The sequence below is a fragment of the Bradyrhizobium sp. S3.3.6 genome (assembly GCF_040546905.1).
Classification (GTDB): Bacteria; Pseudomonadota; Alphaproteobacteria; order Rhizobiales; family Xanthobacteraceae; genus Bradyrhizobium; species Bradyrhizobium cytisi.
In genome coordinates this window covers 263422-280549 of the sequence record NZ_JBEPOT010000001.1, presented here as the reverse complement: position 1 = coordinate 280549, position 17128 = coordinate 263422, and the positions used below count along the sequence as shown (strand labels likewise).

The 17128-nt window shown below is 64.7% G+C and carries 14 protein-coding genes; 5 read left to right on the top strand and 9 right to left on the bottom strand.

From position 1 onward, the window contains the following. Positions 1 to 235: 235 nt before the first annotated feature. Positions 236 to 943, top strand: coding sequence for a CoA transferase subunit A (locus ABID59_RS01335; RefSeq protein ID WP_148756292.1), 708 nt, complete (start codon positions 236 to 238; stop codon positions 941 to 943). Positions 944 to 953: 10 nt separating this feature from the next. After that, entirely contained in the window at positions 954 to 1604 is a 651-nt protein-coding gene (locus ABID59_RS01330) for a CoA transferase subunit B (protein ID WP_100176475.1), read from the top strand. A gap of 237 nt (positions 1605 to 1841) precedes the next feature. Here ABID59_RS01330 and ABID59_RS01325 read toward each other — a convergent pair whose 3' ends face one another. Then, positions 1842 to 2879 (bottom strand): AraC family transcriptional regulator, encoded by a 1038-nt coding sequence (locus tag ABID59_RS01325; protein ID WP_354082205.1) that lies wholly within the window; start codon positions 2877 to 2879, stop codon positions 1842 to 1844. Between the two features lie 202 nt (positions 2880 to 3081). Between ABID59_RS01325 and ABID59_RS01320 the strand changes: the two genes are divergently transcribed. Both ABID59_RS01320 and ABID59_RS01315 read left to right on the top strand, forming a co-directional pair. After that, positions 3082 to 3702, top strand: a complete 621-nt coding sequence (locus ABID59_RS01320) for a response regulator transcription factor (RefSeq protein ID WP_354082204.1) — start codon at positions 3082 to 3084, stop codon at positions 3700 to 3702. Between the two features lie 189 nt (positions 3703 to 3891). Continuing rightward, positions 3892 to 5571, top strand: coding sequence for a mucoidy inhibitor MuiA family protein (locus ABID59_RS01315; RefSeq protein WP_354082203.1), 1680 nt, complete (start codon positions 3892 to 3894; stop codon positions 5569 to 5571). Between the two features lie 148 nt (positions 5572 to 5719). Here ABID59_RS01315 and ABID59_RS01310 read toward each other — a convergent pair whose 3' ends face one another. The 5 genes from ABID59_RS01310 to ABID59_RS01290 form a co-directional block, all read right to left on the bottom strand. Beyond that, the gene (locus ABID59_RS01310; RefSeq protein ID WP_354082202.1) at positions 5720 to 7075 is read right to left on the bottom strand and encodes an esterase-like activity of phytase family protein; all 1356 of its coding nucleotides are present in this window, start codon (positions 7073 to 7075) and stop codon (positions 5720 to 5722) included. Between the two features lie 84 nt (positions 7076 to 7159). After that, positions 7160 to 8059 carry a carbohydrate ABC transporter permease gene (locus ABID59_RS01305; protein ID WP_502916769.1) on the bottom strand — a complete coding sequence of 300 codons (900 nt, stop codon included), beginning with the start codon at positions 8057 to 8059 and terminating at the stop codon, positions 7160 to 7162. Next, positions 8052 to 9008 (bottom strand): carbohydrate ABC transporter permease, encoded by a 957-nt coding sequence (locus tag ABID59_RS01300; protein ID WP_354082201.1) that lies wholly within the window; start codon positions 9006 to 9008, stop codon positions 8052 to 8054. Before ABID59_RS01300 ends, ABID59_RS01305 begins: the two co-directional genes overlap by 8 nt. Positions 9009 to 9141: 133 nt before the next feature. Beyond that, positions 9142 to 10485: an ABC transporter substrate-binding protein gene (locus tag ABID59_RS01295; protein WP_354082200.1), complete on the bottom strand. Its 1344-nt coding sequence runs from the start codon at positions 10483 to 10485 to the stop codon at positions 9142 to 9144. Between the two features lie 88 nt (positions 10486 to 10573). After that, positions 10574 to 11617: a C-terminal binding protein gene (locus ABID59_RS01290; protein WP_354082199.1), complete on the bottom strand. Its 1044-nt coding sequence runs from the start codon at positions 11615 to 11617 to the stop codon at positions 10574 to 10576. 262 nt (positions 11618 to 11879) lie between these two features. On the opposite strand from ABID59_RS01290, the gene ABID59_RS01285 reads away from it, so the two are divergent. Next, a complete protein-coding gene (locus tag ABID59_RS01285) occupies positions 11880 to 13565 on the top strand; it encodes a methyl-accepting chemotaxis protein (protein WP_354082198.1) in 1686 nt (561 codons plus the stop codon). Positions 13566 to 13790: 225 nt separating this feature from the next. On the opposite strand, the gene ABID59_RS01280 is transcribed toward ABID59_RS01285, so the two are convergent. From ABID59_RS01280 to ABID59_RS01270, 3 genes are all read right to left on the bottom strand, one after another. Further along, complete coding sequence (locus ABID59_RS01280; protein WP_354082197.1) at positions 13791 to 14762, bottom strand: Bug family tripartite tricarboxylate transporter substrate binding protein; 972 nt, start codon at positions 14760 to 14762, stop codon at positions 13791 to 13793. A gap of 234 nt (positions 14763 to 14996) precedes the next feature. Further along, positions 14997 to 15932, bottom strand: a complete 936-nt coding sequence (locus tag ABID59_RS01275; protein WP_187435510.1) for a DMT family transporter — start codon at positions 15930 to 15932, stop codon at positions 14997 to 14999. A 187-nt stretch (positions 15933 to 16119) separates the two neighbouring features. Continuing rightward, on the bottom strand, positions 16120 to 17052 hold the full coding sequence (locus tag ABID59_RS01270; protein WP_354032260.1) for a DMT family transporter: 933 nt from the start codon (positions 17050 to 17052) through the stop codon (positions 16120 to 16122). Positions 17053 to 17128 lie beyond the last annotated feature (76 nt).

Below are 17128 nucleotides of genomic sequence, written 5' to 3'. Positions count from 1 at the left end.
AGAAGGGCGGAGCGGGAAACCTGCGCGCCCCCACGCCCAACCCCCGCAACTTGATGGGTTTTCTTGTCGCTTTCAAGGCCGCGAGCGGGTCTGCCCACGGCGTGGGCAGCTTCTACCACCGGCTCTCCGAACGGAGAACCCCGTATCATTGACGGCTTCGGACGATTTCGCCTAATAATCGCCGCCAATAATGGCGCGACGCCTGCAGGCCGCAGCTTCAGTCGAGGGTTTTTGCATGAACAAGGTCTATCCCGACGCCAAGTCGGCGCTTGAGGGCGTTCTCAAGGACAATATGATGATCATGTCGGGTGGCTTCGGCCTCTGCGGCATCGCCGAGGTGCTGTCGGATGCGATTCGCGACTCCGGCGTCAAGGGTTTGACAGTTGTCTCGAACAATGCCGGCGTCGACGGCATCGGGCTCAGTCGCCTGCTGGAAACCCGCCAGATCAAGAAGATGATCTCGTCCTATGTCGGCGAGAACAAGCTGTTCGCCCAGCAATTCCTCGCCGGCGAGCTGGAGCTCGAATTCAATCCGCAGGGCACGCTGGCCGAGCGCATCCGCGCCGGCGGCGCCGGCATCCCGGCCTTCTACACCAAGACCGGCGTCGGCACGCTGATCGCCGAAGGCAAGGAAGTGAAGGAGTTCGACGGCGAGAAGTATCTGATGGAACGCGGCCTGTTCGCCGACCTCGCCATCGTGCACGCCTGGAAGGGTGATACCGCCGGCAACCTGATTTACCGCAAGACCGCGCGCAACTTTAATCCGATGATGGCGACTGCTGCCAAGATCACGGTGGCCGAGGTCGAGCATCTGGTTCCCGCTGGTGAGCTCAACCCCGACCACATCCACACGCCCGGCATCTTCGTGAAGCGCATCGTCGAGGTCGGCACGGCCCAGAAGCGCATCGAATTCCGCAACACCCGCCCGCGCACCGCCGCCTAAGGAGAGTCACATGGCCTGGACCCGTGAACAGATGGCCGCGCGCGCCGCGAAGGAATTGCGCGACGGCTACTACGTCAATCTCGGCATCGGCATCCCGACGCTGGTCTCGAACTACATCCCCGACGGCGTCGACGTCAGCCTCCAGAGCGAGAACGGCATGCTCGGCATGGGCCCGTTCCCCTACGAGGGCGAGGAGGACGCCGACCTCATCAACGCCGGCAAGCAGACCGTGAGCGAGCTGCCCTCGACCTCGTATTTCTCGAGCGCGGATTCCTTCGGCATGATCCGCGGCGGCCACATGGATCTGTCGATCCTCGGCGCCATGCAGGTGGCCCAGAACGGCGATCTCGCCAACTGGATGATCCCCGGCAAGATGGTCAAGGGCATGGGCGGCGCGATGGACCTCGTCGCCGGCGTCAAGCGCGTCGTCGTGGTGATGGAGCATTCCGCCAAGGACGGCTCCAAGCTCTTGAAGAAGTGCAATCTGCCGCTGACCGGCGAGCGCGTGGTCGACATGGTCGTCACCGATCTCGCCGTCTTCACCATCGACAAGCACGGCGACGGCGGCATGGCGCTGATCGAGCTCGCCGACGGCGTCACGCTCGACGAGGTCAAGGCCAAGACCGAAGCCGAGTTTCGTGTCGCGCTGAAGAACACCTGAGACAGCGGAAAAGAATGATCGCGGAATGGCCGGGCTTCGTCCCGGCCCTTTTTCGTTTGGACGTACGGTGCATACTGCCTCGACACCGTCATTGCGAGGAGCTCTTGCGACGAAGCAATCCAGGCTGTCTCCGCGGAAAGACTCTGGTTGCTTCGCTGCGCCGCTGCGCTCGCAATGATGCAGTATGAGGCGTGGCCGCGGCTCCTCCAATTCCACCGGCCCCGCGCGCACTGAGCCTTAAGCGGCTGATGCCGACGCTACCTCGGCCGGCTTCGCCTCAGGCCGCACGCCCTTGCGCCAGTCGGTGATAGTGCAGCCGAAGCGACCGCGGAACCAGCGGGCCATGGCGCTCTGCGCCGAGAAGCCGAGCTGTGCGGCGATATCCGCCAGCGGCCGGTCGGGGTCATCGATCAGCTGGATCACGAGATCGGCGCGTTGCGCGTCCAGAATGGCCGAGAAGCTGGTGCCCGCCTCGGCCAGGTGCCGATGGATGGTGCGGCGGGTGCAGGCGAGATGCTCGGCCACGCGTTCAACGGTGCAGTCGCCGCTCGCGAGCAGGATGCGCACGACCTCGTCGACCTTCCCCTCCCAGCTTGCCGGCCGGTTTTCGATCGCCTCGATCCGCTTGCGCAGATAGTTCGCGATGAGGGGATGCGCGCTCGGGATCCGGCGCTCCATGTCGTGCGCCGACAGCAGGATCGAATCCTCCTCCGCGTTGAAGATCACGCGGCAGCCGTAGAACTCGCGGTAGCGCTTGCGGTCGTGCGGCGGCGGGTAGTGCAGGTGAACTTCCTGCGGCCGCCAGTCACTGCCGAACAGCGACTGGATGATGCGGTGGACGCTGCCGAGCGCCATGTCGATCGACTGGCGCGGGGCGGTCGGCTGCCGGCCGCGCAGATGCAATGTGACGGTCACAGTCTGCTTGGCTCTGACGATCTCGAGCTTCATGCCGTCGTGATGAACATGGATGAAGCGCGAGAATGCCTCGATGGCCTCGCCGACAGTCGCCTGTTCGCGCACGATCAGGCCGACCGCGCCGAAATTGGTCAGCCCTCCGCGCTCGGCCAGCCGCAAGCCGAAATCTTCGGTGCCGGATTCCTCTGCCGACAATTCGAGCAGGCGACGCAGACTTGCGACGGCGATGGGGGTATCGGGCTGATCGAGGACGGCCAACGGCAGCCTGGCCTTGCGCATCATTTTCCCGGGGTCGAGCCCGACCGACCGGGCGACCTCCGGATAACAGCTCAAGCCTGCGCTGCGAATGAGGTCGGTCATGCGACCTGTTCCTGTCAGCCATTCCCCGCAGATGTCCCGAAATGTAAAGTTTCTGTCCCGAGCCGTCAAATCCGGGAACAAGGTGGAACATACATAAGAGAAAGCGAAGCACCGGCGCCAATGCCGTGCTCATGACGGCGGGGCGCGATGGGGCCTCCGGCCGTCACGTGCCATTTGACCAAGACATTGCTGGATCGGGATTATGCCGGGAAACATGGTTTCCAAGGGTGAGGTATTCGTCATTGAAACCGACGCTGCCTCCCGCGAACAATTGTCCAACGCGCTCCAGCAGAGCGCCTATAACGTGATCTGCTTCGCCGACGGCGCATCGCTGCTGTCGGAAGCCAAGGCGCGGATGCCGGCCTGCGTGTTGCTGGAGATGCCGCCGGATCGCTCCGCCCTCGACGTGCTCAAGCGCCTGCGCGAGGAAAATTGCATGGCGCCGGTCTTGGTGACCTCGGCGAATGGCAGCATCGCCATGGCGGTCGACGCCATCAGGAGTGGCGCGGCCGACTTCATCGAGAAACCGTTCCGCACCCACGACGTCGTCGGTCGGATCGATGCTGCGATCGACGAGTCTGCCCAGCCCGATTCGAGCCGGCAGCGCTGGCTGCCCGGCTGCGAACCCCTGACCGCGCGCGAAGGCGATGTGCTCGCGCATCTCGCTGCCGGCCGGACCAACAAGGAGGTCGCCCGGCGGATGCATCTGAGCGCACGCACGGTGGAAGGCTATCGCGCCAGCATCTTGAAGAAGGCCGGCGCCCGCAACGTGACGGATTTGCTCCGCCGCATTTTTGGCCAGGGTACGCCCGGCCAAGCCTGACCTCGGCCTTTTACGACTCGGTTGTACCGCGGCGCGGTGACGCGTTCCGCGGCCATGGTGCCGCCGCAACGGCGCCCAACGGAAACCCTAATCGAACCGGTTCCTTCCCTGCCGCGTCTCACCACGATGGCGTGGCACGTTTTTGCGCGTCCGGCTGGCGACGCGGCGATATCGGCAGGGAGAAATTTGATGCGTACGATCGCAAGATGTCTGGCGACGACGAGCCTGGTCCTGGTGACCGCAGCGCTCGCCTCGCCCTCATGGGCCGCCGACGTGGACGCCACATCGGCGATCGACAACGTCACCGTCTATCCTGATGGCGCCACCGTCACCCGCGTGATCGCTATCGACCTCGCCACCGGCGACAGCACGCTGGTCGCCAAGGATTTTCCGCTCTCGCTCGACCCATCCTCTTTGCGCGTCGAGGGTGAGGCCGGCGCAAAACTCACCATCGGCACCATCGATGCGCGGCCGCCGCGTGCGGCGCCGCCGGTGAATCTTACCGAGCTCGACAAGCGCGTCGAGGCGCTCAAGGACGAGCGCGCCGACCTGCAAGGCGCGATCGATGCGGCGGCCGCCCGGCGCAAATTCGCGCAGCGCTTTGCCGAAGCCTCTCCCGCCGGCCTCGGCGAGAAGGGCGAGGCGCGCCCGATCACGGAATGGCGCGCGGCCTTCACTGCCGTGGCTGAGGAGGTCGCGGCCGCTGAAACGGCGATCCGCGATGCCGCACGAAAACAGCGCGAGATCGATCGCCAGATCGCGCAACTCGAAGCCGACCGATCCGCCAAGCCGCCAAGCAAGCTGGAGGTGCGGATCGACGTCGCCTCGGCAGCGGCGACAAAGGCGACGCTGCGAGTGACTTACGCCGTGCGCAATGCGCGCTGGCTGCCGCTCTATGACGCCCGGCTCGACACTGGCGCCAAGGACCGCAAGCCGCAACTCGAGCTGGTTCGCCGCGCCGAGGTGACGCAATCGACCGGCGAGGACTGGTCGAACGTCACGCTCGGCGTTTCCACCGTCCGTATCGCCCGCGGCGGCAGCGCGCCGGAGCTGGGCTCGCTGGTGGCGCAATATCCGCAGGTGCCGAAGCCGCGCGCACTGGGAGGGGCCGCTGACATGCCGGCGCCTGCGGCGGCGCCGATGCTGCGAAAGATGGAGGCGGCACGAAGCAGGGAGGAATTTGATCTGCCGGCCCAACGTGCCGACGAGCAGCAAGCCGTTGCGGAGATCGGCGACTTCCAGGCCACCTTCAAAATCCCTGGCCGCGTCAGCCTCGGCGCCGCCGAAGGCGCCAAGAGCCTGCGCATCGCCTCGATGAACGTGCCCGCCGATCTCGCGGTGCGGGCCGCGCCGGTGCTGGACCCGACCGCCTTCCTCGAAGCTAGCTTCAAGCAGACCGACGATACGACGTTGCTGCCGGGCAAGGTCGCGATCTACCGCGACGGCATTTTCGTCGGCCGCGGCAAGCTCTCGGGCTCAGCCAAGGACGACATCGTGCGGCTCGGCTTCGGCGCCGACGACAAGGTCAAGGTCGAGCGCGCGGTGCTCAAGCGCAACGAGGGCTCGGCCGGCCTGATCGTGACGACCTCGAAGACCGACGAGCGCGCCTTCAAGACCACCATCCGTAACGGCCACGACTTCCCGATTCACGTCGCGATCGAGGATCAGCTGCCGGTTAGCGAGAATGACGAGATCGTCGTCGAGATGCTGCCCGCGACCACGCCGCCCACGGCAAAAGATATCCGTGACAAGCGCGGCGTGCTGGAATGGTCGTTCGATGCCAAGCCCGGCGAGGTCAAGGACATCAACTTCGCCTGGCGCGTCCGCTGGCCGAAGGACAAGAGCATGGTGATCGTGCCGTCGGGCTAGATATCACCCGCTTCGCTCCTTCTCTCCCGTCATGCCCCGCGAAGGCGGGGCATCCAGTACTCCGCGGCATTTCCGTATCACACGGATGCCGCGGCATACTGGATCGCCCGGTCAAGCCGGGCGATGACCGTGTTGAGAGAGCTCCAGCTTACTTCGCCTTCAGGAAATCGGCGACGTCGAGCAGCACGAACTCGTCGTCGTCGGCCTTGTTGGGATCGCGGCTGGACGAGAACGGCAGATTGTTGTCGTTGCCGACAATGATGTGAGTGTCGTCGACGCGATCGACATTCTCGATGGTGAAGAACGGGAAGGTGTAGACGCCGTCATTGAGCGGCTTTCGCGCCTTCTTGTCGGGGTCCTGGATCTTCAGGAGGTCGATATAGCCGATCTTGCGCACGGGCTTGCCGACATTGGCCTCCGTCAGCTCGATCTTGTAGACGCGCTTGAACTTGGCGACGTCAGGGAAGCAGTTCTCGCCGCGGGTGCCCTGCGGGCAAGCCTTGTCGGGCGTGCCTTCGCCGTTGTCGCGCTCGATGACTAGGCCGGCGCTCGGGTCGATCATGTTGAAGTCGCCGATGGCATTGCCGTTCTGCTCGAACACATACTGCCAGTAGCGGCCGGTGAACTTTTCCGCGGCGACGTCGAATTCGAGGATGCGGGACGCTTCCTTGCCGTCGACCCGCTCCCAATCCTTCTTGTCGGCATCCCACAACGGACCTTCGAGCAGGCCGTAGAGGAATTTGCCGTCCTTGGAGGACGCGAAGCCCTCAAAGCCCTTGGAGCGGCGCAGGTTGACGTTGGTGTAGGTCGCGCCGGGCGCACCCGGGGTCGCCACCGCCCAATGATCAGGCGAGCGCACCGGCTTGCCGTCGGCGATGGTTTCGAACACGGCGAGGATCTTGCCTGATTTGTCGGCCTTCAGGATATAGGGGCCGAACTCGTCGCCGATCCAGAAGGTGTCGCCGATGATCTGGAAACCTTCGGTGTCGAAGTCGGCGCCGGTGAGATAGCGCTTCTCGGTGTCCTCATGCACGATGCGGAACGGCACGCGTCTGTCGGGATCGTGCAGGAAGACGGTCGCTTCGCGCTCGATCTTGCCGCCCGCCCAATCCATCTTGTAGTGGTTCAGGTACAGCATCGAGTCCGGCGAGTTGGCGCGCGCGCCCATGCCGTTGTCGGTGATGACCCAGAAGCTGCCGTCGGGCATCGTCTTGATGCCGGAATGGCCCTGCAGCGGCTGGCCCTTGAACGGCAGCGAAACGCCGGTCGAACGCTCAAACGACTTGCCCATCACGGTGCCGAGCGCGTCGACGCGCTTGCCGGTGGTATATTTGCCCGAGGTCTTGAGATCGGCCGGCGCATCGGCCGGGGCATCGATGAAGGTCGCGGCCGGCATCACCACGTGGCCGGCGAGCTTGGCCGGGAATTCACCCTCACTCTGTGCGAGCGCGGTGCTCGCGGTGAGAATGACCGTTGCGACGGTGCTGAGAAAAGTCGCGCGCATGTGCGTCTCCTGTTAACGGGAGGCCGTCTTATGCGGATCGCGTATTGCAGTTTTGTGAAACCGGGCCAAACGCCGCAGGCACAGCTATTCCTTGACCGCGCCGGTGAGCGAAGACACGTAGTAATCCACAAACAGCGAGTAGAAGATCGCGACCGGCAGCGAGCCGAGCAGCGAGCCCGCCATCAGCGCGCCCCACTGGTAGACGTCGCCGGTGACAAGCTCGGTCAGGATCGCGACCGGCACGGTCTTGTTGGCGCCGCTCTGGATGAAGGCGAGCGCGTAGATGAACTCGTTCCAGGACAGCGTGAAGGAGAAGATGCCGGCCGAGATCAGGCCGGGCACCGCGAGCGGCAGCGTGATCCGCCGCAGGATCTGCAGCCGCGTCGCGCCGTCGACCAGCGCGCATTCCTCGAGCTCGTAGGGGATCGACTTGAAATAACCGATCAGCAGCCAGGTGCAGAACGGCACCAGGAAGGTCGGATAGACCAGGATCAGCGCCAGGGGCGAGTCGAACAGGCCGAACTGCACCACGACGGTGGCGAGCGGGATGAACAGGATCGACGGCGGCACCAGATAGGCGAGATAAATGCCGAGACCGACATACGGACTGCCGCGGAAGCGCAGGCGCTCGATGGCGTAGGCAGCCAGTGTGCTCGCGATCAACGATAGCGTGGTCGAGCCGATCGCGACCAGCATTGTGGTCCACAGCCAGCGCGGATAGGCGGTGTCGAACAAGAGGTGCTTGATGTGCGCCAGCGTCGGCGAGGTGATCCAGAACGGGTTGTGCTCTTTGTAGTTCATCAGCTCGGCGTTCGGCTTGAACGACGTGATCGCCATCCAGTAGAACGGGAACAGTAGGATCAGCACGAAGCAGCCGAGCGGCAGATAGATCATCATCAGCCGCCGCAGCCCGGAATCCCAGGCCATGGTGTCGGGCGCCGCTTTCGCGTCGGCGACCGCGGAGGCTTGCGCGGTGTCAGTCATTGGCCTCTCCCTGCTGCCATTTGCGGCGCGCCAGGCCGAAATAGGAAAACAGCGTCGCGAACACCAGGAACGGGATCATCGACACCGCGATGGCCGCGCCTTCGCCGAGCTCGCCGCCGGCGATGCCGCGCTGGAACGCGAGCGTCGCCAGCAAATGCGTCGAGTTGCCGGGGCCGCCGCGGGTGATGGCATAGACCAGCTGGAAGTCGGTGAAGGTGAAGATGATCGAGAACGTCATGACGATGGCGAGGATCGGCATCATCATCGGGAAGGTGATGTAGCGGAAGCGCTGCCAGGCGCTGGCGCCGTCGAGCATGGCGGCCTCATAGAGCGAGGGCGAGATGGTCTGCAAGCCCGCCAGCAGCGAGATCGCGACGAAGGGAATACCGCGCCAGATGTTGGCGGCGATCAGCGAGAGCCGCGCCGGCCAGGGCGAGCCGAGGAAGTCGATGTTGGTCGTGCGCCAATGCAGCACGTCGACCAGCAGATAGGAGATGATCGAGAACTGTGGATCGTAGATCCACCAGAACGCCAGCGCCGAGAGTACCGTCGGCACGATCCAGGGCAGCAGGATGATCGCGCGCAGCAGGCTCTTGAACGGAAAATGGTTGTTGAGCAATAGCGCAAGCCAGAAGCCGAGCGCGAACTTCCCGAAGGTCGCGATGCCCGTGTAGACCACGCTGTAGAACACCGCGTTCCACCACAGGGAATCGGTGAGCAGGTACTGGAAGTTCTCCAGGCCTATGAACTCGCCCTTGCGGCCGATCGTGGTGTCGGTGAAGGCGAGCCAGAGGCCGAGCCCAAGCGGATAGGTCAGGAATACCCCGAGCAGCCCGATCGCGGGCGCAAGGCACATCACGACCAGGAACGGCTTGTAGTCGAACAGGCGCACCAGCCAGTTCGGTTGCCGCTGGACCAGCACGGATGAGGAAAGGGTGGTCACGGACATCGGTTCGTTGGTCCCGTCTGAAGTGTCACCACACCGTCATTGCGAGCGCAGCGAAGCAATCCAGTCTGGTTCTGCGGCTGGCAGTCTGGATTGCTTCGTCGCAAGGGCTCCTCGCAATGACGGTCGCTCCGTCTTACTTCTGCCGCCTGAAATACCGCTTGCAGCGCTGCTCGGCTTCTGCGGCGGCGGCCTCCGGCGTGGCCGCGCCGGTCGCAACCGACGCGAACATCTGGATCAGCACGTAGTCGGCGCTGACGGCGCCGGTCGCCGTCGAGATCGGGCCCGCATAGCCGTCGTAATAGGTGCTGTTCATGGTGTCCTTGAACAGCTTCACCTTCGGGTCCTGCGACCACACGGCGGCCTCGGCATAGGCCGCGAGCGGCTGCGCCCAGTAGCCGGAGTTGGCGTTGAGCCACGGCTCGTACTGGTCCTTCTCCAGCATGAATTGCAGGAAGGCCTTTGCGGCGTTGGGGTACTGGCTGTGCTTGAACACCATGGCGTTCAGCGTCAGGCCGGCCATCGGCGAGACCTTGGCCACGCCCTTCGGCAGCAGCTGATGTTCGCTGTCGTCGGCGATCGCCTTGGTCGCGGGATCGTTCTTCAGCGAGAAATACAGCGAGACGCCGTTGGCGGTCAGCGCGATCTCCTGCGCGGCATAGGCGCGGTTGTTGCTGACGTCGTTCCACGAGGTCGTGCCGGCGATGAAGGTCGGGTAGAGCTGCTTGACCCAGTTCAGCGCAGCGATCGTCTCCTTGCTGTTGATGATAACGTTGCCCTCCTCATCGAGCAGGGCGGCGTTGTGCGACCACAGCGCCCAGCTCGCAAAGCCGTTGCCGTCGCCCTTGGCGTTGCCGAGCGCGAAGCCGGCGGGCTTGCCGGCCTTTTGCAGCTTCTGGCAGAGATCGAGGATGCCGGCATGGTCTTCCGGCACCTTGTCGAAGCCGACCGATTGCAGGATCGACTTGCGGTAGATCAGCGGTCCCGCGGTCGCGCCGAACGGCAGGCCGATCCAGGTGTCGCTCTTGTTCTTCTTGCCATAGCGCTGCGCCAGCGGCAGCCAGCCACCGTAACGCTTGCCGGCATAGTCGGCGACGTCGGTCAGCTCGATCAGCTTGTCGATATAGATGTGCGGCGCATCGGAGAAGCCGATGATGATGTCGGGGCCGGCGCCGGAATTGGCGGTGACCGCGGTCTGCTGGTTGATGTCCTCCCAGCCGACGAAATCGACCTTGACCTCGACGCCGGTCTCCTTGGTGAACTTGGCCGCATTGGCGCGGAACACGTCTTCGTCGGCCTGAACGAAGCGTACCGGCCGCAACATGCGCAAGCTTGCGCCCTTCTCGATCGGCAATTTCGGTGCGGGGACGTCGGCGGCCTTGATCGCGGATTGAGCGTGCGCTGCAACACCAGTGGCAGCGACCGTTGCAGCGGACAGGCCCAGCGCCAAGGCATCACGACGTGTGATGTCGTTCCTCATCGGATCCTCCCTATGATGTCTCCCTTCCCGGCGTTGATCGCCGGTGAAGGGCCGTTTTGGTCTTTTGGCGCGCTTTGCGCCGGCCGCCTTAGCTGTTCGGGCCGCGGTCCATGCCGACGGGCTGCCAGCGGCGGAGCGCGGTGTCTTGCAGCACCGACGGGTTCACGCAGCTTACCGGCCACATGCCCTGAAGCACCAGTGACAATTCGTAGCCCACCCGGCGCTTGCGCGCCTCGTCGAACCGTGCCGAGGCCGAGGCGACATGGGCGGTCAGGGTCACGTTCTCCATGCTGAGGATGGGGTTGTTGTGCGACGGCGGTTCCTTCTCCAGCACGTCGAGGGCGGCATGCGCGATCCAGCCCTCCTGCAGCGCCTTGATCAGGCTCTCCTCGTCCACGGTGGCGCCGCGCCCGGTATTGATGAAGATCGAGCCCTTCTTCATCTGCCGAAAATGCTTCTCGGTCAGCATGTGATGCACTTCGGGCCGGGCAGGCGCATGCATCGAGACGAAGTCGGATTGCGACAGCACCTCGTTCAACGTCGCCGGGATGACGCCGTGGTCCCACATCAGCGTTTCCTGGATGAAGGGATCGTAGGCCATCATGCGCAGGCCGAACGGCGCGGCGCGCTTCGCAACGGCACGCGCGACGCGGCCGAACGAGACGAAGCCAAGCGTCTGGCCCATCAGCCGCGGGATCTTCAAGAGCGCCGGCCGCCCCTCGGCCCAGCGGCCGGTGCGCACCATCTTGTCCTGCTCGACCAGGCGGCGAAAGCCTGACAGCAGTAGCATCATGGCGTGGTCGGCGACTTCCTCGATGAAGGTGTCGGGGATGTTGGTGACGGGAATGCCGCGCGCGGTCGCCGCCTTCACGTCGACGCTGTCGACGCCGACCGAGCCGAGCGTGATGACCTTACAGCTCTCCAGCGCGTCGATGATGGTCTTGGTGATCGGGATGCCCTTGGCGTAGATCGCGTCGGCATTCCTGGCGGCGGCGATGAACTCCGCCTCGTTGGCCGGCGCCTCGACGATCTCGGCATCGATCGGATCGAGCGCCTCGCGCTCGTAAGAATAGTCGCTGCCCGCGACCGTGAAGCTCGCGCCCTTCGGCGTCACCACCCTGTATTTCGGCATTTCCTGCTCCCGATTTGGTTTGTCGGTTCTTGTTGTGGCCCGCACCCTTTCGGCGGGCTTTGCGTCTTTTACGCGAAATCGGCACGGTCGCGTACAATTCCCGGTTGTCGCCGTCGTGATTATTTGCCGGTTCTGCCGGCATCGTCGGGGCTTCTACGGAGGCACGTAAGTAACTTGCTAAGGGGTCTCACACTAAAAGTTGATTTAATTTCGATCGATTCACTCGCGCGCCCGCATCCCTTTTTTCCCCGGAGCCCACCCCGTGAAGTTGAGCAATCTGAAGATCGCGCCCAAGCTTGGCATCCTTGTCGGCGTCACCTTGTTCGGCCTCTGCGTCTCCGGAGTCCTGGCCGGTTATCTGATGAAGCGCGCCATGGTCGACGCGCGAATCGACCAGACCAGGTCGATCGCCGATCTTGGTCGTAACTACGCAGCCGCTCTGAAGAAGCGCGTCGATGCCGGCGAGCTGACGAAGGATGCGGCCATGGCCGAGCTTCGCCGCTACGGCAATGCGATGACTTACGACAACGGCTCGGGCTATCTGTTCGGCACGTCCTATGACGGCATCACCCAGCTCGCGCCCGACCCGAAGCAGATCGGCGCCAACCGCATGGACGTCGTGACCAATGGCCGCAGGCTGTCGGTCGAGCTGATGGACGGCGTCAAGGCGAACGGCTCGATCCTGCTGTACTATGAATACGTGAAGCCCGGCCAGGAAACGCCGATCCGCAAGATCGGTTACGCGGTGGCCGTTCCCGGCTTCGACATGTATCTCGGCACCGGCGCCTATCTCGACGACATCGACGCCAAGATGGTCCCCGTGTTCTGGTCGCTTGGTCTCGCCATGCTCGGCATCGTCATCGTCGCCGGCAGCGTTGCCTGGATGATCGGCCGCAGCATCAGCCGTCCGCTGGCCCTGCTCGGCACCCGCATGAAGGATCTCGCCGGCGGCAAGCTCGAGGGCGACATTCCCGGCGTCGGCCGCGGCGACGAGGTCGGCGCGATGGCCGCGACCGTCCAGATCTTCAAGGACAACGCGGTCCGCATCCGCGACCTCGAGCAGACCGACGCGGCGGCGAAGGAGCGTGCCGTGGCGGAACGTCGCAGCGCGATGGAAGGTATCGCCAGCGATTTCGAACGCAGCGTCAACGGCATCGTCCGCTCGGTCTCCTCGGCGGCTGCCGGCATGCAGTCGACCGCGCAGTCGATGACCGCGACCGCCAGCGACGCCTCGTCGCGAGCGGCAACGGTCGGTGCGGCCTCGCAGAGGGCGTCCGGCAATGTCGGCACGGTTGCTGCTGCCGCCGAAGAGCTGTCGAGCTCGGTTGCGGAAATCTCCCGCCAGGTGACGCGCTCGACCGAAGTGGCGAGCCGCGCCGTCAGCGACGCCGAGCGTACCAACGCCACGGTGCAGGAGCTCTCGACTGGCGCCGAGAAGATCGGCGAGGTGGTCAAGCTCATTCATTCGATCGCGGCGCAGACCAACCTGCTCGCGCTCAACGCCACCATCGAGGCGGCGCGTGCCGGTGAATCCGGCCGCGGCTTCGCCGTCGTCGCCTCCGAGGTCAAGGCGCTGGCCAACCAGACCGCCAAGGCCACCGAGGAAATCTCCGCCCAGGTCGCGGCGATGCAGACCTCGACCAGCGATGCGGTCGCAGCGATCGGCGGCATCACCCAGACCATCGCCGAGATGAGCGAGATCACCGCCGGCATTTCGTCCTCGATCGAGCAGCAGGGCGAAGCCACCCGCGAGATCGCCCGCAACATCCAGTCGGTCGCGGCCGGCTCGAGCGAGATCAACGCCAATATCGGCAGCGTCACCTCGGCTGCGGAAGCCACCGGCACGGCGGCCGGCGACGTGCTCACCAACGCCCGCGAGCTCGACAGCCAATCCGGCGCGCTGCGCAGCGCGGTGGACGGCTTCCTCGCCAAGGTCCGCGCGGCATAACGCTTTGCGCTGAATTCGTAGGGTGGGCAAAGACGCGCAAGCGCCGTGCCCACCTTTTCTTTTTGAGTGCGTGGTGATCGCCGGTGGGCACGTGCCCCGGACGCAGTGCACCGCTTCTTCAGCGGTGCGCTGCAGGGCCGGGGCCCATAATAGCGGCAGTCTGGGTCCCGGCTCTGCGCAGCAGCGTATCACGCTGCAGCGCGTCCGGGACACGAGAACCATCCCCTACTGCTTCTCGATTCCCGCATCCCGGATCAGCCGCTCCCACAGCACCAGCTGCTCATTCACGAACGTGCCGAGCTGCTCCGGCGTGCCGGAGAAGGCGTCCATGCCGAGGGTGGCGAGCTGGGCCTTGATCTCAGGCTTCTCGACGATCTTGCGGATCTCGGCGTTGAGCCGGGTCACGATCTCCTTCGGCATGCCGGCTGGGCCGAAATAGCCCTGCCATGACGAGATGTCGAAGTCCGGCACGCCGGCCTCCTGCATCGAGGGAAGAGTGGGGATCAGCGGCGTGCGGTCCTTGGTGGTGACGGCGAGCGCCCGCAATGCGTTGCCCTGGACATGCGGCAGTCCGGTCAGGATGTCCACGAACATCATCGAGACGCGGCCGCCCATGACATCGTTGAGCGCCGGCGGCGAGCTCTTGTAGGGCACATGCAGGAGGTCGAGCCCCGCATTGTGGGCGAAGGTCGCGCCCGACACGATCGCCGAGGACGAGCCTGAGGCGTAGCTCAGCTTGCCCGGATTGGCCTTGCCGTAAGCGACAAGCTCGGCGACTGTCCTGGCCGGCACGTCCGGGTGGATCACCAGCATGAAGGGCAGGTCGCCGGTGCGCGCGATCGGGGTGAAATCCTTCACAGGATCGTAGGTCAGGCTCTTGAGCAGATAGGGATTGGCCGAATGCGTGGTGTTGGTCGTCACCAACAGCGTGTAGCCGTCGGGTGCGGAGCGCGCGACATAGGTCGCCGCGATCATGCCGTTGGCGCCCGCCTTGTTCTCGATGACGATGCCGACGCCGAGCGCCTGCGACAGATGTTGCGAGATCAGCCGCGTCGTGGTGTCTGTGCCGCTGCCCGCCGCAAACGGCAGCACCAGCGTGATGTTGCGGCTCGGCCAATTGTCGGCCTGCGCGGCGGATGCGGCGGCGAGACACAGCACGGCGGCGGTGCGCAGCACGCGCATGAGCGATGACGGCATGTTCGGACGTTCCCTCTTTTTTCGTTGGCGGGGAACCTAGCGTCTCCTCATTGAAATCGGAAGCCACGAGTTTGTCTCGTGCCCCGGGCGCAGTGCAGCGCGCCGCACTTCGCGGCGTGATGCGCTGCTGAACCGGGGCCCATGCGGCAGACTGGGTCCCGGCTCTGCGATGCAGCGCTTGAGCGCTGCATCTTGTCCGGGACACGAGACTCGTTGTGCGTCCGCGCTGCGGAATTACTTCACCGCCGAGCCCTGGCGCGAGGCGATGATGACGCCGGCGAGCACCAGCGCGTAGCCGATCAGGTGAAACGGCTGCAGCTTTTCGCCGAGCAGCAGGATCGCCATCGCCGAGCCGAACACTGGCACCAGATGGAAGAACGGCGCGGCGCGGTTCGGCCCGATCAGCGCGACGCCGCGGTTGAAGAACAGATAGGCGAGCGTCGAGGGGAAGATCAGGATGTAGCCGAGCGTCAGCAGCGTCACGGTGTCGAATTGCATGACATTGCCGCTCCACACCTCCCAGATCGCCGTCGGCAGCAGCATCATGGCGCCGCAGCAGGTGGTGAAGGACAGGAACGATAGCTGATGAACCTTCGGCCGGCGCGGGATGAAGGCGGAGTAGAGCCCGAACGCCACCAGCGAGGAGGCGAACATGATGTCGCCCCTGTTGAACGAGATGCTCGCCAGCGCCGCGAGGTCGCCGCGCAGGATGATGACCAGCACGCCGAGCAGCGAGATCGCGATGCCGGCGAGCTGCCCGCGGGTCAGCCGTACGCCGAACAGCACCAGCGACCACAGCGCCACGAACAGGGGACCTGCCGACTGGATCAGCAGTGCGTTCAGCGCCTCGGTATATTGCAGGGCCCAGTAGGAGATCGCGTTGTTGAAGGCGAAGCCGACCAGCGACAGGAACAGCATTAGCGGCAGGCTTTTGCGCAAGGCCGGCCAGTCGCGCTTCAGATGCGGCCATGAAAACGGCAGCAGGATCAGGAACACGCCAAACCAGCGGATCGTCGTCACCGTCAGCGGCGGCACATGCGCGCCGACATGGCGCGCAAGCACGATGTTGCCGGCCCAGAACAGCGAGCTCAGGCTGAGCAGCAGATAAGGCTGGTTGTTGAGCCAGCCGGCCGGACTCGAGGCAGGTGGCGCGGGCGAAGCGATCGTCATGGGCGTCAGGTGCGAGCTTGCGCCGGATTGGCGTCGTGACACAAGGCACGCCGCCGCAATGCTACAATGCAGGCACGACCCGAAGAGGCGCCATGGGCGGTCAATATGTTGGACGCATTCTTCATATCGCGGGCGCTCTTTCGCTCCGCGCACGAACCTCTCGCGTTGAGTTCATTGAAGGAAGAGTCTACGTCGCCTGCTTCCTCGACGCCACGAACACGCCTGACAGCACCAACGCGAAGCCGAGGAAGTGGAAGGCCTGCGGGTGCTCGCCCAAAAAGGCCATCGCCATGATCGAGCCGAACACCGGCACGACGTGGAAGAACGGCGCTGCGCGGTTGGCGCCGATCAGCCTGACACCGCGGTTGAAGCAGAGATAGGCGAGCGTCGAGGGAAACACTGACACATAGAACAGGGTCAGCAGGTTCGGTCCGTCGAGCTTCATCACGGGACGCGCAGACAGCTCCCAGATCTCGAGCGGAATGAGACAGGCGGCGCCGGCGCCGAAGGTGAAGGCGAGGAACGACAGGCCGTGCATCGGCGGCCGCTTCAAGGTCAGCACCGAATAGAGCGCGAAGATGATGAGCGCGACGATGAAGATCAGGTCGCCCTTGTTGAAGGCGATGTTCGACAGCGTGGTGAAATCGCCGTGCAGCAGGATGATCAGCACGCCGCACATCGAGAGAGCCACGCCGAAGGCCTGCGCCGCGGTGAGGCGGATGCCGAGGATGGCCAGCGACCACAGCGCCACGAGCAAAGGCGCGGCCGACTGCAACAGCAAGGTGTTGAGCGCCTGGGTATGCTCCAGCGCCCAATATTGCAGGGTGTTGAAGGCGCCGATGCCGGTGATCGACAGCACGACCATCAGGCCGAGCTTTGCGCGGATCGCGGGCCAGTCCCGGGCGAGATGCTTCCAGGCGAACGGCAGCACCAGCAGGAAGGCGAAGCTCCAGCGCAGGAAGGACAATGTCACCGGCGGGATGTGGCCGGCGGCGAGGCGCCCGACGACCGCATTGCCGGCCCAGCACAGCGCGGTGATGCCAAGCAGCAGATAAGGCTGGTTGGCAATCCAGTGCTGGCCGGATGTTTCGGTGCTGGTGGTCTGGCCGGTGGCGGACATTGTGATTGTTATGGCCCCGCGTGCAACAACGCCAAGGCCTCCGGCCCGGCGACGTCCGGGCCGGTCGAGACCCGGC

Bases quoted from the DNA above. Each gene is read 5' to 3' on its own strand.
- ABID59_RS01325 (WP_354082205.1), bottom strand. From the start codon at position 2,879: ATGACCGACCTCATTCGCAGCGCAGGCTTGAGCTGTTATCCGGAGGTC.
- ABID59_RS01305 (WP_502916769.1), bottom strand. From the start codon at position 8,059: ATGACTGACACCGCGCAAGCCTCCGCGGTCGCCGACGCGAAAGCGGCG.
- ABID59_RS01270 (WP_354032260.1), bottom strand. From the start codon at position 17,052: ATGTCCGCCACCGGCCAGACCACCAGCACCGAAACATCCGGCCAGCAC.
- ABID59_RS01315 (WP_354082203.1), top strand. From the start codon at position 3,892: ATGCGTACGATCGCAAGATGTCTGGCGACGACGAGCCTGGTCCTGGTG.
- ABID59_RS01290 (WP_354082199.1), bottom strand. From the start codon at position 11,617: ATGCCGAAATACAGGGTGGTGACGCCGAAGGGCGCGAGCTTCACGGTC.
- ABID59_RS01275 (WP_187435510.1), bottom strand. From the start codon at position 15,932: ATGACGATCGCTTCGCCCGCGCCACCTGCCTCGAGTCCGGCCGGCTGG.
- ABID59_RS01310 (WP_354082202.1), bottom strand. From the start codon at position 7,075: ATGCGCGCGACTTTTCTCAGCACCGTCGCAACGGTCATTCTCACCGCG.
- ABID59_RS01335 (WP_148756292.1), top strand. From the start codon at position 236: ATGAACAAGGTCTATCCCGACGCCAAGTCGGCGCTTGAGGGCGTTCTC.
- ABID59_RS01300 (WP_354082201.1), bottom strand. From the start codon at position 9,008: ATGTCCGTGACCACCCTTTCCTCATCCGTGCTGGTCCAGCGGCAACCG.
- ABID59_RS01330 (WP_100176475.1), top strand. From the start codon at position 954: ATGGCCTGGACCCGTGAACAGATGGCCGCGCGCGCCGCGAAGGAATTG.
- ABID59_RS01320 (WP_354082204.1), top strand. From the start codon at position 3,082: ATGCCGGGAAACATGGTTTCCAAGGGTGAGGTATTCGTCATTGAAACC.
- ABID59_RS01295 (WP_354082200.1), bottom strand. From the start codon at position 10,485: ATGAGGAACGACATCACACGTCGTGATGCCTTGGCGCTGGGCCTGTCC.
- ABID59_RS01280 (WP_354082197.1), bottom strand. From the start codon at position 14,762: ATGCCGTCATCGCTCATGCGCGTGCTGCGCACCGCCGCCGTGCTGTGT.